Annotated in this window: 20 protein-coding genes and 3 pseudogenes; 22 read left to right on the top strand and 1 reads right to left on the bottom strand. The window is 70.5% G+C overall.

The window, feature by feature from the left end:
- Window positions 1–64: 64 nt before the first annotated feature.
- The 10 genes and pseudogenes from ABZ340_RS25645 to ABZ340_RS25690 all read left to right on the top strand — a co-directional run bounded on the left by ABZ340_RS25645 (window position 65) and on the right by ABZ340_RS25690 (window position 9,421).
- Window positions 65–409 (top strand): hypothetical protein, encoded by a 345-nt coding sequence (locus ABZ340_RS25645; protein WP_358784175.1) that lies wholly within the window; start codon window positions 65–67, stop codon window positions 407–409.
- Window positions 410–554: 145 nt separating this feature from the next.
- Window positions 555–887: pseudogene (locus ABZ340_RS25650) on the top strand (trypsin-like serine protease); the annotation flags it as partial.
- Window positions 888–1,640: 753 nt separating this feature from the next.
- The gene (locus tag ABZ340_RS25655) at window positions 1,641–2,780 is read left to right on the top strand and encodes an LCP family protein (protein WP_358784193.1); all 1,140 of its coding nucleotides are present in this window, start codon (window positions 1,641–1,643) and stop codon (window positions 2,778–2,780) included.
- A gap of 180 nt (window positions 2,781–2,960) precedes the next feature.
- Window positions 2,961–3,182: a 50S ribosomal protein L31 gene (rpmE, locus tag ABZ340_RS25660; RefSeq protein ID WP_030740744.1), complete on the top strand. Its 222-nt coding sequence runs from the start codon at window positions 2,961–2,963 to the stop codon at window positions 3,180–3,182.
- Window positions 3,183–3,290: 108 nt separating this feature from the next.
- Complete coding sequence (gene prfA, locus ABZ340_RS25665; RefSeq protein WP_358784176.1) at window positions 3,291–4,358, top strand: peptide chain release factor 1; 1,068 nt, start codon at window positions 3,291–3,293, stop codon at window positions 4,356–4,358.
- Window positions 4,359–4,472: 114 nt separating this feature from the next.
- Window positions 4,473–5,312: a peptide chain release factor N(5)-glutamine methyltransferase gene (gene prmC, locus ABZ340_RS25670; protein ID WP_358784177.1), complete on the top strand. Its 840-nt coding sequence runs from the start codon at window positions 4,473–4,475 to the stop codon at window positions 5,310–5,312.
- A 52-nt stretch (window positions 5,313–5,364) separates the two neighbouring features.
- Window positions 5,365–6,012, top strand: coding sequence for an L-threonylcarbamoyladenylate synthase (locus ABZ340_RS25675; RefSeq protein ID WP_358784178.1), 648 nt, complete (start codon window positions 5,365–5,367; stop codon window positions 6,010–6,012).
- Window positions 6,009–6,686 (top strand): protein-tyrosine-phosphatase, encoded by a 678-nt coding sequence (locus ABZ340_RS25680; RefSeq protein WP_358784179.1) that lies wholly within the window; start codon window positions 6,009–6,011, stop codon window positions 6,684–6,686. Before ABZ340_RS25675 ends, ABZ340_RS25680 begins: the two co-directional genes overlap by 4 nt.
- 73 nt (window positions 6,687–6,759) lie before the next feature.
- Window positions 6,760–7,998, top strand: coding sequence for a serine hydroxymethyltransferase (glyA, locus tag ABZ340_RS25685; RefSeq protein WP_358784180.1), 1,239 nt, complete (start codon window positions 6,760–6,762; stop codon window positions 7,996–7,998).
- A 130-nt stretch (window positions 7,999–8,128) separates the two neighbouring features.
- A complete protein-coding gene (locus ABZ340_RS25690) occupies window positions 8,129–9,421 on the top strand; it encodes an MraY family glycosyltransferase (RefSeq protein ID WP_358784181.1) in 1,293 nt (430 codons plus the stop codon).
- A gap of 31 nt (window positions 9,422–9,452) precedes the next feature.
- On the opposite strand, the gene ABZ340_RS25695 is transcribed toward ABZ340_RS25690, so the two are convergent.
- Window positions 9,453–9,695 (bottom strand): hypothetical protein, encoded by a 243-nt coding sequence (locus ABZ340_RS25695; RefSeq protein WP_358784182.1) that lies wholly within the window; start codon window positions 9,693–9,695, stop codon window positions 9,453–9,455.
- Window positions 9,696–9,714: 19 nt separating this feature from the next.
- Here ABZ340_RS25695 and ABZ340_RS25700 point away from each other — a divergent pair.
- From ABZ340_RS25700 to ABZ340_RS25755, 12 genes and pseudogenes are all read left to right on the top strand, one after another.
- Window positions 9,715–9,855, top strand: a pseudogene (locus ABZ340_RS25700) (glucose-1-phosphate thymidylyltransferase); the annotation flags it as partial.
- Window positions 9,837–10,363, top strand: a pseudogene (locus ABZ340_RS25705) (flavodoxin-dependent (E)-4-hydroxy-3-methylbut-2-enyl-diphosphate synthase); the annotation flags it as partial. The pseudogenes ABZ340_RS25700 and ABZ340_RS25705, both read left to right, overlap by 19 nt.
- A gap of 354 nt (window positions 10,364–10,717) precedes the next feature.
- Window positions 10,718–11,155 (top strand): hypothetical protein, encoded by a 438-nt coding sequence (locus tag ABZ340_RS25710; RefSeq protein WP_358784183.1) that lies wholly within the window; start codon window positions 10,718–10,720, stop codon window positions 11,153–11,155.
- A gap of 225 nt (window positions 11,156–11,380) precedes the next feature.
- On the top strand, window positions 11,381–12,196 hold the full coding sequence (gene atpB / locus ABZ340_RS25715) for a F0F1 ATP synthase subunit A (RefSeq protein WP_358784184.1): 816 nt from the start codon (window positions 11,381–11,383) through the stop codon (window positions 12,194–12,196).
- Between the two features lie 78 nt (window positions 12,197–12,274).
- Window positions 12,275–12,517, top strand: coding sequence for an ATP synthase F0 subunit C (gene atpE / locus ABZ340_RS25720; protein ID WP_358784185.1), 243 nt, complete (start codon window positions 12,275–12,277; stop codon window positions 12,515–12,517).
- A gap of 41 nt (window positions 12,518–12,558) precedes the next feature.
- Complete coding sequence (locus ABZ340_RS25725) at window positions 12,559–13,113, top strand: F0F1 ATP synthase subunit B (protein ID WP_358784186.1); 555 nt, start codon at window positions 12,559–12,561, stop codon at window positions 13,111–13,113.
- Window positions 13,110–13,925: a F0F1 ATP synthase subunit delta gene (locus tag ABZ340_RS25730; RefSeq protein ID WP_358784187.1), complete on the top strand. Its 816-nt coding sequence runs from the start codon at window positions 13,110–13,112 to the stop codon at window positions 13,923–13,925. Before ABZ340_RS25725 ends, ABZ340_RS25730 begins: the two co-directional genes overlap by 4 nt.
- A 138-nt stretch (window positions 13,926–14,063) precedes the next feature.
- On the top strand, window positions 14,064–15,653 hold the full coding sequence (gene atpA, locus ABZ340_RS25735; protein ID WP_358784188.1) for a F0F1 ATP synthase subunit alpha: 1,590 nt from the start codon (window positions 14,064–14,066) through the stop codon (window positions 15,651–15,653).
- Window positions 15,654–15,674: 21 nt separating this feature from the next.
- Window positions 15,675–16,592 carry a F0F1 ATP synthase subunit gamma gene (locus ABZ340_RS25740; RefSeq protein ID WP_358784189.1) on the top strand — a complete coding sequence of 306 codons (918 nt, stop codon included), beginning with the start codon at window positions 15,675–15,677 and terminating at the stop codon, window positions 16,590–16,592.
- Window positions 16,592–18,040: a F0F1 ATP synthase subunit beta gene (gene atpD / locus ABZ340_RS25745; protein ID WP_358784190.1), complete on the top strand. Its 1,449-nt coding sequence runs from the start codon at window positions 16,592–16,594 to the stop codon at window positions 18,038–18,040. The genes ABZ340_RS25740 and atpD overlap by 1 nt, the downstream gene beginning before the upstream one ends.
- 130 nt (window positions 18,041–18,170) lie before the next feature.
- Window positions 18,171–18,545 carry a F0F1 ATP synthase subunit epsilon gene (locus tag ABZ340_RS25750; protein WP_358784191.1) on the top strand — a complete coding sequence of 125 codons (375 nt, stop codon included), beginning with the start codon at window positions 18,171–18,173 and terminating at the stop codon, window positions 18,543–18,545.
- A 161-nt stretch (window positions 18,546–18,706) separates the two neighbouring features.
- Window positions 18,707–19,153, top strand: coding sequence for a DUF2550 domain-containing protein (locus tag ABZ340_RS25755; RefSeq protein WP_358784192.1), 447 nt, complete (start codon window positions 18,707–18,709; stop codon window positions 19,151–19,153).
- Window positions 19,154–19,221: the final 68 nt, after the last annotated feature.

Here is a 19,221-nt window from a genome sequence, read left to right on the forward strand (position 1 = left end):
CCTCCGTCCGCACGGACGCGCACGGCGCCGCGCTGCCTTCCGGCAGGATCGACAGGAGTTCTGAGTGACATCCACTTCCCGGAGAGCGCACAGAGCTCTCCCCGCGGCTGCTGCCGCACTCGCGCTGTCCGGCGCGGTCCTGGCAGCCGCTCCGGCCGAGGCGCCCGGGGTGCCCCCGGTCCCGGCCCGGCAGACCGCCGAGGCGCCGGCCGGTGCCTCCCAGGCGGAACTGCTCCAGCGCGTCCAGGGCGCCCGGGACGTGCTCGAGGGCGACGCCACCGCCACGCCGACGGCGGAACCGGAGCCCACCGCGAGCCCCGAGACCTCCTCCGGCACCGTCGACCCGAAGATCATCGGCGGCAAGGACGCGACCATCGCCGAGGCGTCGCGCACTGCGCGTACGGCCTGAACTGGAGCAGGCACGGCGCCGTCGTCGCCGGCACCAACCGCCTCCCGACGGCCAGGACCTGCACGGCGGCCGGGCCGTCGGCGTGTGGCGCCAGTGGATCAACCCCGTGTACAACAACCGCACCAGCGCCGGCGGCGACCTCGCGGTGCTGACGCTGTCCGAGGCCCTGCCGTACAAGACGCTCCAGGTGACGTCGAGCACGGACACCGCCTCGTACGGCAGCGGCACCCCGGCGACGGTCTACGGCTGGGGGCGCACCAGCTCCACCAGCCAGGACATCTCGCCGACGCTGCGGAAGGCGACCGTCCCGATGCGGACGGACTCCGCCTGCAAGTCGGTCTTCGGCTCCTCCTTCGTCTCCGGCCAGATGGCCTGCGCCGGCAACCCGGCCTCCGGCCAGGACGCCGGGACGGTCTCCCCGTGCAACGGCGACTCCGGCGGCCCGCTCGTGGTCAACGGACGGATCGCCGGTGTCGTGTCGTGGGGCGTGAAGGACTGCGCCGAGTCGGGCGCGTACGGCGTCTACGCCAAGACCCGCTCCTGCGTCGGCGCCCTCAACACGCGGATCGACGACGCCGACCTCGACTTCGACCGCCGGGCGGACCTGTTCGTCCGCACGCCCGGCGGGACGGCGTACGAGTACTACTCCCTGGGCAAGTGGCCGTGGCTGGGCGACTGCATGGCGCTCGGCGACTACGGCGGGGTCACCCTGGCCCGCCAGGCCGACCTCGACCGGGACTCCTTCCAGGACTACCCGCTGCGCACCTCCGACGGCGTCCTGTACCACTTCGGGTTCAACGGCGTCGACCGCTACGAGACCACCCGGGCCGGCGGCGGCTGGAACACGATGAAGAACATCGCGGTCCCCGGCGACCTCTCCGGCGACGCCCTGCCCGACCTGATCGGCCAGGACAAGTCCGGGGCGCTGTGGCTCTACCCGGGCAAGGGCAACGGCCTCCTCGGCACCCGCGTCCGGGTCGGCGGCGGCTGGGGCAGCCTTCAACCTCTTCGGCTGATCCGCCCACCGCGCTCCGCGCGCCCTGGAGCCCCGGGCCGCCTCCTCACCGGAGGCGGCCCTTCGCGCGCGGGGCACGTGTGCGCCGCGCGCGCGATGTGCGAATCGCCACACGGCGGACATGTGGGAAAGTGCAACTCTTTCCGGAGCTCACCCGTCAGACCTGACAGAGCGATGACAGAGCGACGACGGAGCCGCAGGAGAACCGAGGAGCACATGCCCGACGACCGCACACCGGGCCCCGGCATACCGGGCGCGCCCGCCCGCACGGGCCCGCGCCGCCGCGCCAGGGGCCGCCGCCGCAAGCCCCGCGGCAGGCGGCGCACCGGTCTGATCGTCACGGCGTGGACCGCCGCGGGCATCGTGGTCCTCGGCGGCTCCGGAGCCGGCTACCTGTACCTCAAGCTGAACGGCAACCTCAAGAGCGTCGACATCGACCAGGTCCTCGGCACCGGCCGCCCGGACAAGGCCGGCAACGGCTCCGAGAACATCCTCGTCCTCGGCTCCGACACCCGCTCCGGCGGCAACGGGAAGCTCGGCGGCGGCACCGACGACGGCACCGCCCGCTCCGACACCGCGATGATCGTGCACGTCCACCGGGGCCACAAGGAAGCCAGCGTCGTCTCCGTCCCGCGCGACACCCTCGTCGACCGCCCCACCTGCACCGGCACCGCCGGCCGGCAGCACCCCGCCGCGCACGAGGTGATGTTCAACTCGGCGTACTCCACCGGCGGCGCCGCCTGCGCCGTCAAGACCGTCGAGACCCTCACCGGCCTGCGCATGGACCACTACCTGGAGATCGACTTCGCCGGCTTCGAGAAGCTCGTCGACGAGCTCGGCGGCGTCCGGGTCACCACCACCGAGGACATCGAGGACCCCGGCAGCCACCTCGACCTGACGGCCGGCACCCACCGGCTCGACGGCGAGCAGGCCCTCGGCCTGGTCCGCACCCGGCACGGCGTCGGCGACGGCTCCGACCTCGGCCGCATCCAGCTCCAGCAGGCCTTCGTCAAGGCCCTGGTCGACCAGGTGAAGGACATCGGCGTCCTCACCAGCCCCAAGAAGCTCTACGGCCTCGCCGACACCGCCACCGAGGCCGTGACCACCGACTCCGGCCTCGGCTCGGTGAACTCCCTGACGGCCTTCGCGAACGGCCTGAAGGGCATCGGCGCCTCCGGTCTGCACATGGTCACTCTGCCGGTGTGCTACGACCCCGCCGACGGCAACCGCGTCCTCGTCCGGGAGGCCGAGGCCCGGCAGGTCTGGGACGCCCTGAAACGCGACGAGCCGATCCCGCAGACGGCCACCGAGGGCACGGCCACGGGCGAGGCCGGGGACGTCGTGAGCGCCCCTTAGCGGTGCGAGGAACGGCGCGACCGGCCACAGCACGCCCGCTCCCGTCCCCGGGAACAAACGACGGCGGCCCCCGGTTTTGGGTGAAGGCGCCAGTCCTGGCAGACTGGTACGTCGGCTCCGGTTCACGCCTCCGCAACCCGCGGATGCGACCCGGCGCCCTCCCGGAACCTAGGAGACACCTTGAAGCGCGACATCCACCCCGCGTACGTCGAGACGCAGGTCAGCTGCACCTGCGGCGCGTCGTTCACCACCCGCAGCACCATCGAGTCCGGCACCATCCGGGCCGAGGTCTGCTCCGAGTGCCACCCGTTCTACACGGGCAAGCAGAAGATCCTCGACACCGGTGGCCGTGTGGCCCGCTTCGAGGCCCGCTTCGGCAAGGCCGCCGGCTCCAAGAAGTAGCGAGCCCCATACCGCCGGTCCACGGCCGCGCCCCCAGCCGGGGGAGCGCCGGGACCGGCGTTTTTGGTCGCCCGCCTTCCCCTTCACCGCAGTATCAGGAGCCCCAAGATGTTCGAGGCCGTCGAGGAACTCGTCGCCGAGCACGCCGACCTGGAGAAGAAGCTCGCCGACCCGTCGGTCCACGCCGACCAGGCGAACGCGCGCAAGCTGAACAAGCGCTACGCCGAGCTCACCCCGATCGTCGCCACGTACCGCTCCTGGAAGCAGGCGGGCGACGACATCGAGACCGCGCGCGAGCTGGCCGCCGACGACCCCGACTTCGCCGCCGAGGTGAAGGACATGGAGAAGCAGCGCGAGGAGCTCACCGAGAAGCTGCGGCTGCTGCTCGTCCCCCGCGACCCCAGCGACGACAAGGACGTCATCCTGGAGATCAAGGCGGGCGCGGGCGGCGACGAGTCGGCGCTGTTCGCGGGCGACCTGCTGCGCATGTACCTGCGGTACGCCGAGCGGGTCGGCTGGAAGACCGAGATCATCGACGCCACCGAGTCCGAGCTGGGCGGCTACAAGGACGTCCAGGTCGCCGTGAAGGCCCGCGGCCAGATCGAGCCCGGCCAGGGCGTGTGGGCCCGGCTGAAGTACGAGGGCGGCGTGCACCGCGTGCAGCGGGTGCCCGCCACCGAGTCGCAGGGCCGCATCCACACCTCCGCCGCCGGTGTCCTCGTGACCCCCGAGGCGGAGGAGGTCGACGTCGAGATCAACCCCAACGACCTGCGGATCGACGTCTACCGGTCCTCCGGGCCCGGCGGCCAGTCCGTCAACACCACCGACTCCGCGGTGCGCATCACGCACATCCCGACCGGAGTCGTCGCCTCCTGCCAGAACGAGAAGAGCCAGCTGCAGAACAAGGAGCAGGCGCTGCGTATCCTGCGCTCCAGGCTGCTCGCCATGGCGCAGGAGGAGGCGGAGAGGGAGGCCGCGGACGCCCGCCGCAGCCAGGTCCGCACCGTCGACCGCTCCGAGAAGATCCGCACCTACAACTTCCCGGAGAACCGCATCTCGGACCACCGCGTCGGCTTCAAGGCCTACAACCTGGACCAGGTCCTGGACGGCGACCTCGACGCGGTGATCCAGGCCTGTGTCGACGCGGACTCGGCGGCCAAGCTCGCCGCCGCGTAAGGACGCGCGGCGACACAGGACCAAGGAACCAGACCAGCCCTCGTACGAAGCACCGAGCACCGGAGGACGCGCGTGCAGCAATCTTTTGGGGGGCGACCCCCAGGCCCCCGCAGCGTGCTGCTCGCGGAGGTGGCCCAGGCCACCCAGCGGCTCGCCGACGCCGGCGTGCCCTCGCCGCGCACCGACGCCGAGGAGCTCGCCGCGTTCGTGCACGGCGTCAAACGCGGCGCGCTGCACACCGTGAAGGACCAGGACTTCGACGCCCGCTACTGGGAGGTCGTCGCCCGCCGCGAGGCCCGCGAACCGCTCCAGCACATCACCGGGCGCGCCTACTTCCGCTACCTGGAGCTCCAGGTCGGGCCCGGCGTCTTCGTGCCGCGGCCCGAGACGGAGTCCGTGGTCGGCTGGGCGATAGACGCCGTGCGCGCCATGGACGTCGTGGAGCCGTGCATCGTCGACCTGTGCACGGGGTCGGGCGCCATCGCGCTCGCCCTGGCGCAGGAGGTGCCGCGCTCGCGCGTGTACGCCGTGGAGCTGTCCGAGGACGCCCTGGTGTGGGCCCGCAAGAACGTCGAGGGGTCCAGGGTGGAACTGCGCCAGGGCGACGCCCGGACGGCCTTCCCGGACCTCGACGGCCAGGTCGACCTGGTCATCTCCAACCCGCCGTACATCCCGCTCACCGAGTGGGAGTACGTCGCCCCCGAGGCCCGCGACCACGACCCGGAGATGGCCCTGTTCTCCGGCGAGGACGGACTGGACCTGATCCGCGGTCTGGAGCGCACCGCGCACCGGCTGCTGCGCCCCGGCGGCGTGGTCGTCGTCGAGCACGCCGACACCCAGGGCGGCCAGGTGCCGTGGATCTTCGCCGAGACCCGCGGCTGGACCGACGCCGCCGACCACCCCGACCTCAACAACCGCCCGCGGTTCGCCACGGCCCGCAAGGCCCTGCCGTGAGCGACCCCCAGACTTCGACTTCGCAGCACGTGTACGAGGAGGCCCGTTAGACATGGCACGGCGATACGACACCAACGACGCGACCGACCGCGTGACCGGTCTGCGCGAGGCCGCGTCCGCCGTCCGCCGGGGCGAGCTCGTGGTGCTGCCGACCGACACGGTGTACGGCATCGGCGCCGACGCGTTCTCCCCGGAGGCCGTCGGCGACCTGCTGGAGGCCAAGGGCCGGGGCCGCAACATGCCCAGCCCCGTCCTCATCGGCTCCCCGAACACCCTGCACGGCCTCGTCACCGACTTCTCCGAGCTGGCCTGGGAGCTGGTCGACGCCTTCTGGCCGGGCGCGCTGACGCTGGTCGCCAAGCACCAGCCGTCCCTGGCCTGGGACCTCGGCGAGACCCGCGGCACCGTCGCCGTGCGCATGCCGCTGCACCCGGTCGCCCTGGAGCTGCTCAACGAGTTCGGCCCGATGGCCGTGTCCTCCGCCAACCTCACCGGCCACCCGGCGCCGGAGGACTGCGACGCCGCGCAGGCGATGCTCGGCGACTCCGTCTCCGTCTACCTCGACGGCGGCCCCACCCCGGGCAACGTCCCGTCGTCGATCGTCGACGTCACCCGTCCCGTGCCCGTGCTGCTGCGCGAGGGCGCCCTGTCCCCGGACGAGCTGCGCAAGGTCGTACCCGACCTCGAGGTGGCCAATTGACCGCCCCTGACACGGGGCGTGGCATAGGCAGCGGGCAGTGGGCCGCCGAGGAGACGACGACGTTCGGCTTTCCGCGCGACAGCTTCCGCATCCTCCACGTCAGCACCGGCAACGTGTGCCGCTCGCCCATCACCGAACGGCTGACCCGGCACTTCGTGTCGGAGCGGCTCGGCGTCCTGGGCGGCGGCCTGATCGTGGAGAGCGCGGGCACCTGGGGCCACGAGGGCGCGCCCATGGAGCCCCACGCGGAGACCGTCCTGGCCGAGTTCGGCGCGGACGCCTCCGGCTTCACCGGCCGTGAACTGCACGACGAGCACGTCATCCGCGCCGACCTGGTGCTGACGGCGACCCGCGACCACCGGGCGCAGGTCATCTCCATGGGCCACTCGGCGGGCCTGCGCACCTTCACGCTGAAGGAGTTCACCCGCCTGGTCGATGCCATCGACCCGGCCACCCTGCCGCCCCTGGAGGAGGGCGTGGTCACCCGCGCCCGCGCCTTGGTGCGCGCCGCCGCCGCGCTGCGCGGCTGGCTGCTCGCGCCGAACGCCGAGGCCGACGAGGTGCTCGACCCGTACGGGGCGCCGCTCACCTTCTTCCGGTCGATCGGCGAGGAGATACACCAGGCCCTGGACCCGGTCGTCACCGCCCTGACCGGCGTCCCCGCACCGGCTTAGGCGACCGGGCGCCCCTCGCGCCCCGGGCCTACATTGGACGTACGTCACCGTCGACGCACGCCCGGAGCGCACCATGTCGGTCACCCACGCCCCCGCGGCCGATGTCCTGCGGCGCCAGGACCCCGAGCTGGCCGAGATCCTGCTCGCGGAACGCCACCGGCAGTCCACCACGCTCCAGCTGATCGCCGCCGAGAACTTCACCTCGCCGGCCGTGCTGGCCGCCCTCGGCTCCCCGCTCGCCAACAAGTACGCCGAGGGCTACCCCGGCGCCCGGCACCACGGCGGCTGCGAGATCGTCGACGTCGCCGAGACCCTCGCCGTGGAGCGCGCCCGGGCCCTGTTCGGCGCCGAGCACGCCAACGTGCAGTCCCACTCGGGCTCCTCCGCCGTCCTGGCCGCCTACGCCGCGCTGCTGCGCCCCGGCGACACCGTCCTGGCCCTCGGCCTGCCGCACGGCGGGCACCTCACCCACGGCTCGCCCGCCAACTTCTCCGGCCGCTGGTTCGACTTCGTCGGCTACGGCCTGGAGGCCGAGTCCGGGCTCGTCGACCACGACCAGGTGCGCACCCTGGCCCGCGCCCACCGCCCCAAGGCGATCGTGTGCGGCTCGATCGCCTACCCCCGCCACCTCGACTACGCCTTCTTCCGCGAGGTCGCCGACGAGGTGGGCGCCTATCTCATCGCGGACGCGGCCCACCCCATCGGGCTCGTCGCGGGGGGAGCGGCGCCCAGCCCGGTGCCGTACGCCGACGTGGTGTGCGCCACCACCCACAAGGTGCTGCGCGGCCCGCGCGGCGGGATGATCCTGTGCGGGAGCGAGCTGGCCGAGCGGGTCGACCGGGCCGTCTTCCCGTTCACCCAGGGCGGTGCGCAGATGCACACCATCGCCGCCAAGGCGGTCGCCTTCGGGGAGGCGTCGACCCCGGCCTTCGCCGCGTACGCCCACCAGGTCGTCGCCAACGCGCGGGCCCTGGCCGGCGTACTGGCCGCCGAGGGGTTCGCCGTCACCACCGGCGGCACCGACACCCACCTGCTGACCTGCGACCCGACGCCGCTCGGCGTCGACGGGCGCACGGCGCGCGGCCGGCTGGCGGCGGCCGGGATCGTCCTGGACTGCTGCGCGCTGCCGCACGGCGACGCCCGGGGGCTGCGCCTGGGCACGGCGGCGGTGACGACCCAGGGGATGGGGGAGGGGGAGATGCGCACGATCGGGGCGCTGCTCGCGCAGGGGGTCCGAGGGGCGGAGGAGAGCGGGGCCACCCGTGCGCAGGTGCGGGAACTCGTCGCCGGATTCCCGCCCTACCCGGGGTGAGGCGGGGTAGGCGCATGCGCGTGCACAGGCGCACATGCAACCATGGCCGCTACCCGGAAGTCCTCACCCGTATGCGTGCCTCGCTAGGGTGGGGAGCCGGGAATGGCCAGCGAGACCTGTGGGGAAGCCCGTGCGTGAATACCTGCTGACGCTCTGCATCACGGCCGCGGTGACGTACCTGCTGACCGGGCCGGTGCGGAAGTTCGCGATCGTGGCGGGGGCGATGCCGGAGATCCGGGCGCGGGACGTCCACCGCGAACCCACTCCGCGGCTCGGCGGGATCGCGATGTTCTTCGGTCTGTGCGCGGGTCTGCTGGTCGCCGACCACCTCACCAACCTCAGCGAGGTCTTCGAGACGTCCAACGAGCCGCGGGCGCTGCTGTCCGGCGCGGCCCTGATCTGGCTGATCGGCGTCCTGGACGACAAATTCGACATCGATGCCCTGGTCAAGCTGGGCGCCCAGATGATCGCCGCCGGTGTGATGGTGGTGCAGGGCCTGACGATCCTGTGGCTGCCCATCCCGGGTGTGGGCAACGTGGCGCTGACCCAGTGGCAGGGCACGCTGCTGACGGTGGCCCTGGTCGTCATCACCATCAACGCGGTCAACTTCGTGGACGGCCTGGACGGCCTCGCCGCCGGCATGGTGTGCATCGCGTCCGCCGCGTTCTTCATGTACGCCTACCGGATCTGGTACTCGTACGGCATCGAGGCCGCCGCCCCCGCCACGCTCTTCGCGGCGATCCTGATGGGCATGTGCCTGGGCTTCCTGCCGCACAACATGCACCCCGCGCGCATCTTCATGGGCGACTCGGGCTCCATGCTGATCGGCCTGGTGCTGGCCGCGGGCGCGATCTCGGTGACGGGCCAGGTCGACCCGGACGCGATGCGGCTGTTCTCGGGTTCCGAGCGCAACACCGTGCACCAGATGGTGCCGGTCTACATCCCGCTGCTGATGCCGCTGACGATCATCGCGATCCCCGCCGCCGACCTGATCCTGGCGATCGTGCGCCGCACCTGGCGCGGCCAGTCGCCGTTCGCCGCCGACCGCGGTCATCTGCACCACCGGCTGCTGGAGATCGGCCACTCGCACAGCCGGGCCGTGCTGATCATGTACTTCTGGTCGGCGCTGATCGCCTTCGGCGCGCTGGCCTACTCGGTGAACTCGGCCTCGATGTGGAGCGTGCTCGGCGTGGTGGCGCTCAGCGCGATCGGCCTGGTCCTGCTCCTGCTTCCGCGCTTCAGGCCGCGCACCCCGGTCTGGGCCGAGCGCTTCGTGCCGCCGCGCTACCGGCGCCGGCGGTGGGCGCGGACGCCCGGCGCCGGTGTGCCGGTGAGCGGCGGAACGCGCGAGTACCACGGGGCCACCGCGCTGGGGGACCGGGTGATGGTCCCGGACCGGGAGCCCGCGGGCGACGGACGGTAGCCCGCGGGCACCCCGGCCGGGGAGGCGGCGGTCAGGCGGAAGGGGTGCCGCCCGGCTGGTCGGGGAGCCGGCCGACCTGGACGGCCATGGCGCCGGCCTGGAAGCGGCTGCGGGCACCCAGCCGGGTCATCAGGGTGTTGGCGATCCGGCGTGCCGTGCGGGGGGAGACCCCCAGGCGCTTGGCGATCGTCTCGTCGGTGATGACCATGGCACCGTCGCTGGAGCGTTCGGCGTGGGCGGAGACGACGGCGCACTCCCGGTCGGTGTTGATCATCCGGACCGGCAGGGCGAGGCCGTCCGCCGTCTCCGGCGCGTGCCGCGTCGAGGACAGCGAGACCGAGTTCTCCATCGTCCTGCCCGGCTCGTCGATCAGCGGTGTACGGCGGATCGCAGTGTCCCTGATCGGCCGGGACGCGGAAGTCACGCCGGCTCCCTGGACGCCCGGCTGCCGGCCAAGCACGGCAAGGCGATCCCCGAGGCACTGGTGGAGTCCGCGCTGCGGGAGGCGTCGCTCTTCGCGGAGCACGACTTCCACGACCTGAAGATCTCCGGCCTGAAGATCTCCGTGAAGCACCACGACCCGGTGGTGATGATCCAGGCCCACGAACTGCCGGCCGAGGCGTGCGACTACCCCCTCCGCCTCGGTGTCACGGAGGCCGGCCCCGTCTTCCAGGGCACGGTGAAGTCGTCCGTGGCGTTCGGCGCCCTGCTGCGCCAGGGCATCGGGGACACGATCCGGGTGTCGCTGTCGGCCCCGCCGCTGGAGGAGGCGAAGGCCGGGACCCAGATCCTCCAGGCGCTGGGGCTGCGCCCGCGCAAGCTGGGGATCGTCTCCTGCCCGTCGTGCGCACCGTGCCCGAGTCGAAGATCGCGGAGACCCTGATCGAGGAGGCCCTGAAACGGGCGGAGGCCACCGGGTCACACGGCGAACGCACCGAGTGAGGCACCGAGGGGGCTGCGGCGTCAACCGGCCGCCCGCCGCCAGCCCCCGACAGGTGGCCAAGGTAAGAATCTGACGAGAGCATTGCCAAGTCGTGGGGGAGCAAAATTCCCCAATACCAGACAAGTGGGCACCGTATCTGCACAGACGCGCAGGGTCACTCTCGTGTGTGATGGCAAGCACACCCATTAGGTAAAGACTGCATCAAATAGTTTGTGATACGGTTCACGAGAACCCGGGACAGAGCTGAAGGGTCGCAGTGCGACGGCCCCTTGGTGCAGGACCGCATCACTCGGCCCGGGACTACGCTCGTCCATGACGACACCCCTGCCCCCTGTGAAAGCGGAGTTGCCGCCATGCCGTCCAATGACGCCCGGAACCTTCTGCAGTGCGCCGTGCCCGCGGCCGCTGCCGGTGCGGTCGCCGTCGCCGTCTCCGGCGCGGTGGCCGGAGGCAAGGGGGCGTTGGGGGCTGCCGCCGGTGCGGCGCTGGCCATCCTGTTCATGGGAATCGGTCTCTACGTCCTGCAGTGGACGGCAAAAACGCTCCCGCAGCTGTTCCAGGCCATGGGGCTGATGCTCTACGTCGTCCAGCTCCTGCTGCTCCTGATCTTCGTCGCCCTCTTCAAGGACACCTCTCTCTTCAACGTGAAGGCGTTCGCGGTCTCACTCGTGGCCGCGACCGTCGTGTGGATGGCCGCGCAGGCCCGAGCCCACCTGAAGGCCCGGATCTTCTACGTCGATCCGGAAGCCGTGAAGAGCGAGCGGTCCGAGAAGACAGGGCTGCCGTCGTGAGGGGTAGGGGCGGAATAAAGACCGGTGGGAACTCCTGCTATCGTCCGGTGCCAACTGCGGCATCGCGGGCGCGGGCATCTGAGCTGACGCCTGCTCGATTGCGAGGCTCGATGCCCCTCAGCCGCCCCCACATCCGTAACACCAGTCCAGTGCCGAACCGCGGCCGCGTGCCGCGCCGACACAACGAGGTTGCCGTACCTATGCGCCACGCTGAAGGAGCCCGCGGTGAGTGCTGACCCAACGCAGGTGCTCGCCTTCGAGACCGACTGCCACATCTTCGACGGGTGTGGATTCCCGGCTCCCGGCCTGCATTCCTTTGTCTTCAAGCCGCTCTTCACTGTCGGCGGGTTCGAGTTCAACAAGCCGATGCTGCTCGCGCTCATCGGCACGGTCGCGATCATCGCCTTCTTCTGGGCCGCGTTCGCCAAGCCGAAGCTCGTGCCGGGCAAGCTGCAGATGATCGGCGAGGCCGGCTACGACTTCGTGCGCCGCGGCATCGTCTACGAGACCCTCGGCAAGCGGGACGGCGAGAAGTACGTGCCGCTCATGGTCTCGCTGTTCTTCTTCATCTGGATCATGAACCTGTGGTCCGTCGTCCCGGTGGCACAGTTCCCGGTGACCTCCCTGATCGCGTTCCCCGCAGGGCTGGCCGCCATCGTCTACATCCTGTGGATGTACCTGACGTTCAAGAAGCACGGCTTCGTCGGCGGCCTGAAGAACATCAGCGGTTACGACAAGAAGCTGGGCGCCGTGCTCCCGGTGATCGTCGTCATCGACTTCTTCTCGAACGTCCTGATCCGGCCGTTCACCCACGCGGTCCGGCTCTTCGCGAACATGTTCGCCGGTCACCTGCTCCTGCTGACCTTCACGATCGGCAGCTGGTACCTGCTGAACGGCCTGGGCATCGTCTACGCTGGCGCCTCGTTCGTGATGACCATCCTCCTCACCGCGTTCGAGCTCTTCATCCAGGCTGTTCAGGCATACGTCTTCGTACTCCTCGCCTGCAGCTACGTTCAGGGCGCTCTCGCCGAGCACCACTGAGCCACCTCGCCTCCCTGTCCACCTGACTGTCCGGTGGCCAACCCCCACCGGTATATGCAAAGAGAAGGAAGAACCGGCATGTCCGCTCTCCAGACCCTCGCCGCCGACGGCCTCTCCGGCAACCTCGGTTCGATCGGCTACGGCCTCGCTGCGATCGGCCCCGGCATCGGCGTCGGCATCATCTTCGGCAACGGCACCCAGGCCCTGGCCCGGCAGCCCGAGGCGGCCGGTCTGATCCGCGCCAACCAGATCATGGGTTTCGCCTTCTGTGAGGCCCTGGCGCTGATCGGTATCGTCATGGGCTTCCTCTTCCGTAGCTGAACCGCGCTTCGACGCAACTCCCTTAGACGGAAGGCACTGATGTGAACGCCCTGGTACAGCTGGCGGCGGAAGAGGAACAGAATCCTCTGATCCCCGCGATCCCAGAGCTCGTCATCGGCCTGATCGCTTTCGCCATCGTCTTCTTCTTCCTCGCCAAGAAGCTCCTCCCGAACATCAACAAGGTTCTGGACGAGCGCCGCGAGGCCATCGAGGGCGGTATCGAGAAGGCCGAGGCCGCCCAGACCGAGGCCCAGAGCGTGCTCGAGCAGTACAAGGCTCAGCTCGCCGAGGCCCGGCACGAGGCCGCGCGCCTGCGCCAGGAGGCGCAGGAGCAGGGTGCCGCGCTCATCGCCGAGATGCGCGCGGAGGGCCAGCGGCAGCGTGAGGAGATCATCGCCGCCGGTCACGCCCAGATCGAGGCCGACCGCAAGGCCGCCGCGTCCGCGCTGCGCCAGGACGTCGGCAAGCTCGCCACCGAACTGGCCGGCAAGCTCGTCGGCGAGTCCCTCGAGGACCACGCCCGGCAGAGCCGCGTCATCGACCGGTTCCTCGACGAGCTCGACGACAAGGCGACGAAGGCCGAGGCCACGCGATGAACGGAGCGAGCCGCGAGGCCCTGGCAGCCGCACGTGAGCGTCTCGACGCGCTGACGGACTCCACGTCCGTGGACGCGGCGCGGCTCGCCGACGAGCTGGCCGCCGTCACCGCGCTGCTCGACCGCGAGGTGTCGCTGCGTCGGGTCCTGACCGACCCGGCGCAGGCCGGTGAGGCCAAGGCCGAACTGGTCCAGCGCCTGCTCGGTGCCCAGGTCAGCGGCCCCGCCGCCGACCTGGTGGCCGGCCTGGTGCGCTCCCGCTGGTCGCAGTCGCGCGACCTGGTGGACGCGCTGGAGGAGCTGGCGAACACCGCCGACCTCACCGCCGCGCAGAAGGACGGCACGCTCGACGACGTCGAGGACGAGCTGTTCCGGTTCGGCCGGATCGTCTCCGGCAGCACCGAGCTGCGGGCCGCGCTGACCGACCGCAAGGCCACCACCTCGGCCAAGGCCGGGCTGATGCGCGAGCTGCTCGGCGGCCGGGCCAAGCCGGGCACCGAGCGTCTGGTCACGCGCCTCGTCACCGCGCCGCGGGGACGTAGCCTTGAGTCAGGACTGGAATCCCTGTCCAAGCTCGCCGCCGAGCGACGCAACCGCATGGTCGCCGTCGTCACGTCGGCGGTCCCGCTGAGCGACGCGCAGAAGCAGCGCCTGGGCGCCACCCTCGCGAAGCTCTACGGCCGCCCGATGCACCTCAACCTCGACGTGGACCCCGAGGTCCTCGGCGGGATCCGGGTGCAGGTCGGCGATGAGGTCATCAACGGCTCCATCGCGGACCGCCTCGAGGACGCCGGCCGCCGCCTGGCGAGCTGAGCGGCACCGCGGCAACTGAACACGCAGTACGTACTTACGGCCCTGGTTGGGCCGTGCAGAGGATTGCAAAGTTTCTGGGGGGAGCCCCCAGATCCCCCAAAGAAACTTCGGGCCCAACAAGGAGAGCAGGGAACTCAGATGGCGGAGCTCACGATCCGGCCGGAGGAGATCCGGGACGCACTGGAGAACTTCGTCCAGTCGTACAAGCCGGACGCGGCCTCGCGCGAGGAGGTCGGTACGGTCACCCTTGCCGGCGACGGCATCGCGAAGGTCGAAGGTCTTCCCTCGGCCATGGCCAACGAGCTGCTGAAGTTCGAGGACGGCACCCTCGGCCTCGCCCTCAACCTCGAGGAGCGCGAGATCGGTGCCATCGTCCTCGGTGAGTTCAGCGGCATCGAGGAGGGTCAGCCGGTCACCCGCACCGGCGAGGTCCTGTCCGTCGCCGTGGGCGAGGGTTACCTGGGCCGCGTGGTCGACCCGCTCGGCAACCCGATCGACGGCCTCGGCGAGATCGAGACCGAGGGCCGCCGTGCCCTCGAACTGCAGGCCCCCACGGTCATGCAGCGCAAGTCGGTGCACGAGCCGATGGAGACGGGCTACAAGGCCGTCGACGCCATGACCCCGATCGGCCGTGGTCAGCGTCAGCTGATCATCGGCGACCGCCAGACCGGCAAGACCGCCCTGGCCGTCGACACGATCATCAACCAGCGTGACAACTGGCGCACCGGCGACCCGAAGAAGCAGGTCCGCTGCATCTACGTCGCCATCGGCCAGAAGGGCTCCACCATCGCGTCGGTCCGCCGCGCGCTGGAGGAGAACGGCGCGCTGGAGTACACGACCATCGTCGCCGCCCCGGCGTCCGACCCGGCCGGCTTCAAGTACCTGGCGCCGTACACCGGCTCGGCCATCGGCCAGCACTGGATGTACCAGGGCAAGCACGTCCTGATCATCTTCGACGACCTGTCGAAGCAGGCCGACGCCTACCGCGCCGTGTCCCTGCTGCTGCGCCGTCCGCCGGGCCGCGAGGCCTACCCGGGCGACGTCTTCTACCTGCACTCCCGTCTGCTGGAGCGCTGCGCCAAGCTCTCCGACGACATGGGTGCCGGTTCGATGACCGGTCTGCCGATCGTCGAGACCAAGGCCAACGACGTCTCGGCGTTCATCCCGACCAACGTCATCTCCATCACCGACGGCCAGTGCTTCCTGGAGTCGGACCTGTTCAACGCCGGTCAGCGCCCCGCGCTGAACGTCGGTATCTCCGTCTCCCGAGTCGGTGGTTCCGCGCAGCACAAGGCGATGCGCCAGGTCTCCGGCCGTCTGCGCGTGGACCTCGCCCAGTTCCGTGAGCTGGAGGCGTTCGCCGCCTTCGGTTCCGACCTGGACGCCGCGTCGAAGGCGCAGCTGGAGCGCGGTCAGCGCATGGTCGAGCTGCTGAAGCAGAACCAGTACGAGCCGATGGCCACCGAGGACCAGGTCGTCTCGATCTGGGCCGGTACCACGGGCCGCATGGACGACGTGCCGGTCGCCGACATCCGCCGCTTCGAGAAGGAGCTGCTGGACTACCTGCACCGCAAGGAGCAGGGCCTGATGACCTCCATCAAGGAGGGCGCCAAGATGTCCGACGACACGATCCAGGCGATCGCCGACGCCGTGGCGGAGTTCAAGAAGCAGTTCGAGACGAGCGACGGCAAGCTGCTCGGCGAGGACGCCCCGTCCGCCGCCAAGTGACGTAAGGAAGGGACCTGACTCATGGGAGCCCAGCTCCGGGTCTACAAGCGTCGCATCCGATCCGTCACCGCGACCAAGAAGATCACCAAGGCGATGGAGATGATCGCCGCCTCGCGCGTCGTCAAGGCGCAGCGCAAGGTGGCGGCCTCCACGCCGTACGCGCGGGAACTGACCCGCGCGGTCACGGCGGTCGGCACCGGTTCGAACACCAGGCACCCGCTGACCACGGAGGCGGAGAACCCGACCCGTGCCGCGGTCCTGCTCCTCACGAGCGACCGCGGCCTGGCCGGCGCCTTCAACTCCAACGCCATCAAGGCGGCGGAGCAGCTGACCGAGCGCCTGGAGCGCGAGGGCAAGCAGGTCGACACGTACATCGTCGGCCGGCGGGGTGTCGCCCACTACAACTTCCGTGAGCGCACGATCGCGGAGTCGTTCACGGGCTTCACCGACGAGCCCACGTACGCGGACGCCAAGAAGGTCGCGGCTCCGCTGATCGAGGCCATCAAGGCGGAGACGGCGGACGGCGGCGTGGACGAACTCCACATCGTCTACACCGAGTTCGTCTCGATGATGACGCAGACGGCGGTCGACTCCCGGATGCTTCCGCTGCGCCTCGAAGAGGTCGCGGAGGAGACCGCCCCCAAGGGCGAGATCCTCCCGCTGTACGACTTCGAGCCCTCGGCGGAGGACGTTCTCGACGCCCTGCTGCCGCGCTACGTGGAAAGCCGGATCTACAACGCGCTGCTCCAGTCGGCCGCTTCCAAGCACGCCGCCACGCGGCGCGCGATGAAGTCGGCCACCGACAACGCGGGCGAGCTGATCAACACGCTCTCCCGTCTTGCCAACGCGGCCCGCCAGGCCGAAATCACCCAGGAAATCAGCGAGATCGTCGGTGGCGCGAGCGCCCTGGCCGACGCGACCGCGGGGAGTGACAACTAATGACCACCACTGTTGAGCCGACCGCTGCGTCGGGCGTGGCCACCGGCCGCGTCGCGCGGGTCATCGGCCCGGTCGTCGACGTGGAGTTCCCCGTCGACGCGATGCCGGACATCTACAACGCGCTGCACGTCGAGGTCGCCGACCCGGCCAACGCCGGCGAGCTGAAGACGCTGACCCTGGAGGTCGCCCAGCACCTGGGTGACGGCCTGGTCCGCGCCATCTCGATGCAGCCCACCGACGGCCTGGTCCGCCAGGCCCAGGTGACCGACACGGGTGCCGCCATCTCGGTGCCGGTCGGCGACTTCACCAAGGGCAAGGTGTTCAACACCCTCGGTGAGGTGCTGAACGTCGACGAGTCCTACGACGGCGAGCGCTGGCCGATCCACCGCAAGGCGCCCAACTTCGACGAGCTCGAGTCGAAGACCGAGATGTTCGAGACCGGCATCAAGGTCATCGACCTGCTGACCCCGTACGTCAAGGGCGGCAAGATCGGTCTGTTCGGCGGCGCCGGCGTCGGCAAGACGGTGCTCATCCAGGAGATGATCTACCGCGTCGCCAACAACCACGACGGTGTGTCGGTGTTCGCGGGCGTCGGTGAGCGCACCCGTGAGGGCAACGACCTCATCGACGAGATGAGCGACTCGGGCGTCATCGACAAGACCGCCCTGGTCTTCGGCCAGATGGACGAGCCCCCGGGCACCCGTCTGCGCGTGGCGCTGGCCGGTCTGACGATGGCGGAGTACTTCCGCGACGTCCAGAAGCAGGACGTGCTGTTCTTCATCGACAACATCTTCCGCTTCACCCAGGCCGGCTCCGAGGTGTCGACCCTGCTCGGCCGTATGCCCTCCGCGGTGGGCTACCAGCCGAACCTGGCCGACGAGATGGGTCTCCTCCAGGAGCGCATCACCTCGACCCGCGGTCACTCGATCACCTCGATGCAGGCGATCTACGTCCCCGCGGACGACCTGACCGACCCGGCCCCGGCCACCACCTTCGCCCACCTCGACGCGACGACGGTTCTGTCCCGTCCGATCTCCGAGAAGGGCATCTACCCGGCCGTGGACCCGCTGGACTCCACGTCCCGCATCCTCGACCCGCGCTACATCTCGGCGGACCACTACAACGCCGCGATGCGCGTGAAGAACATCCTGCAGAAGTACAAGGACCTGCAGGACATCATCGCGATCCTCGGTATCGACGAGCTCGGCGAGGAGGACAAGCTCGTCGTCCACCGTGCCCGTCGCGTGGAGCGCTTCCTGTCCCAGAACACCCACGTCGCCAAGCAGTTCACCGGCGTGGACGGTTCGGACGTTCCGCTGGACGAGTCGATCGCCGCGTTCAACGCGATCTGCGACGGTGAGTACGACCACTTCCCCGAGCAGGCGTTCTTCATGTGCGGTGGTATCGAGGACCTGAAGAAGAACGCGAAGGAGCTGGGCGTCTCCTGAGCCTCGCGCTCACCGTGAGCCCCGGGCTCACGTCCGAGGGGGCGGGCGCGTCCCGCCCCCTCACCCACGCCTACTAGACTTGTAACCAACACCCGGCTCTCCCGCCGGGTGGTGACCCGAGGAGCCACCCTTGGCTGCTGAGCTGCACGTCGCGCTGGTCGCCGCCGACCGTGAGGTCTGGTCCGGCCAGGCCACCCTGGTCGTCGCGCGCACCACGTCCGGCGACATCGGCGTCATGCCCGGTCACCAGCCGCTGCTCGGTGTGCTGGAGTCGGGACCGGTGACCATCCGTACGAGTGACGGTGGGACGGTCGTCGCCGCGGTGCACGGCGGTTTCATCTCGTTCGCGGACGACAAGCTGTCGCTGCTGGCCGAGATCGCCGAGCTGTCGGACGAGATCGACGTCCAGCACGCCCAGCAGGAGCTGGAGCGCGCGAAGGCGGAGGGCGACGAAGCCGCCCAGCGCCGCGCGGACGTCCGACTGCGTACGGCGGCGGCGCGCTGACCCACCGGGGGCGCCTCCCGGGCCGTTAGGCTCTGGGGGAGCAGTGCTGTGACATGACTCAGCCGCGGCTGGGACCGGAGTGATCCGGACCCGGTCGCGGCTGAGGCAGATGTGGGTGATTTTTACGTTCCGTTACCTAGGAGACGAGGAGGTCGGTGCCGATGGTCCTCGCTCTGACTGTGTGCGGAATCGTCGTCGCCCTCGTGGTGGTGGGACTGTTCGTCTTCGGACTGCGCCGTCGGCTGATCCAGCGGTCCGGCGGCACCTTCGACTGCTCCCTGCGCTGGGACGCCCCCGAGCAGGGCGACGCCGGCGGCAAGGGCTGGGCCTACGGGGTGGCCCGGTACAACGGTGACCGCGTCGAGTGGTTCCGCGTCTTCTCGTACTCCCCCCGCCCGCGCCGCGTCCTGGAGCGCGACTCGATCGAGGTGGCCGGCCGCCGCCTCCCCGACGGCGAGGAGGAGCTGGCGCTCCTGTCGGACTCCGTGGTCCTGGCCTGCCTGCACCGGGGGAGCAGGCTGGAGCTGGCGATGAGCGAGGACGCGCTGACCGGTTTCCTCGCGTGGCTGGAGGCGGCCCCGCCCGGACAACGGGTGAACGTGGCGTGAGCGCGTCGGGGGGGGGCCGCCCGGGGGGGGCGGGGGGGGCCGGGCCCCCCCGGGGGCGCGGGGCGGGG

Source organism: Streptomyces sp. NPDC006134, from assembly GCF_040628835.1.
Taxonomy (GTDB): Bacteria; Actinomycetota; Actinomycetes; order Streptomycetales; family Streptomycetaceae; genus Streptomyces.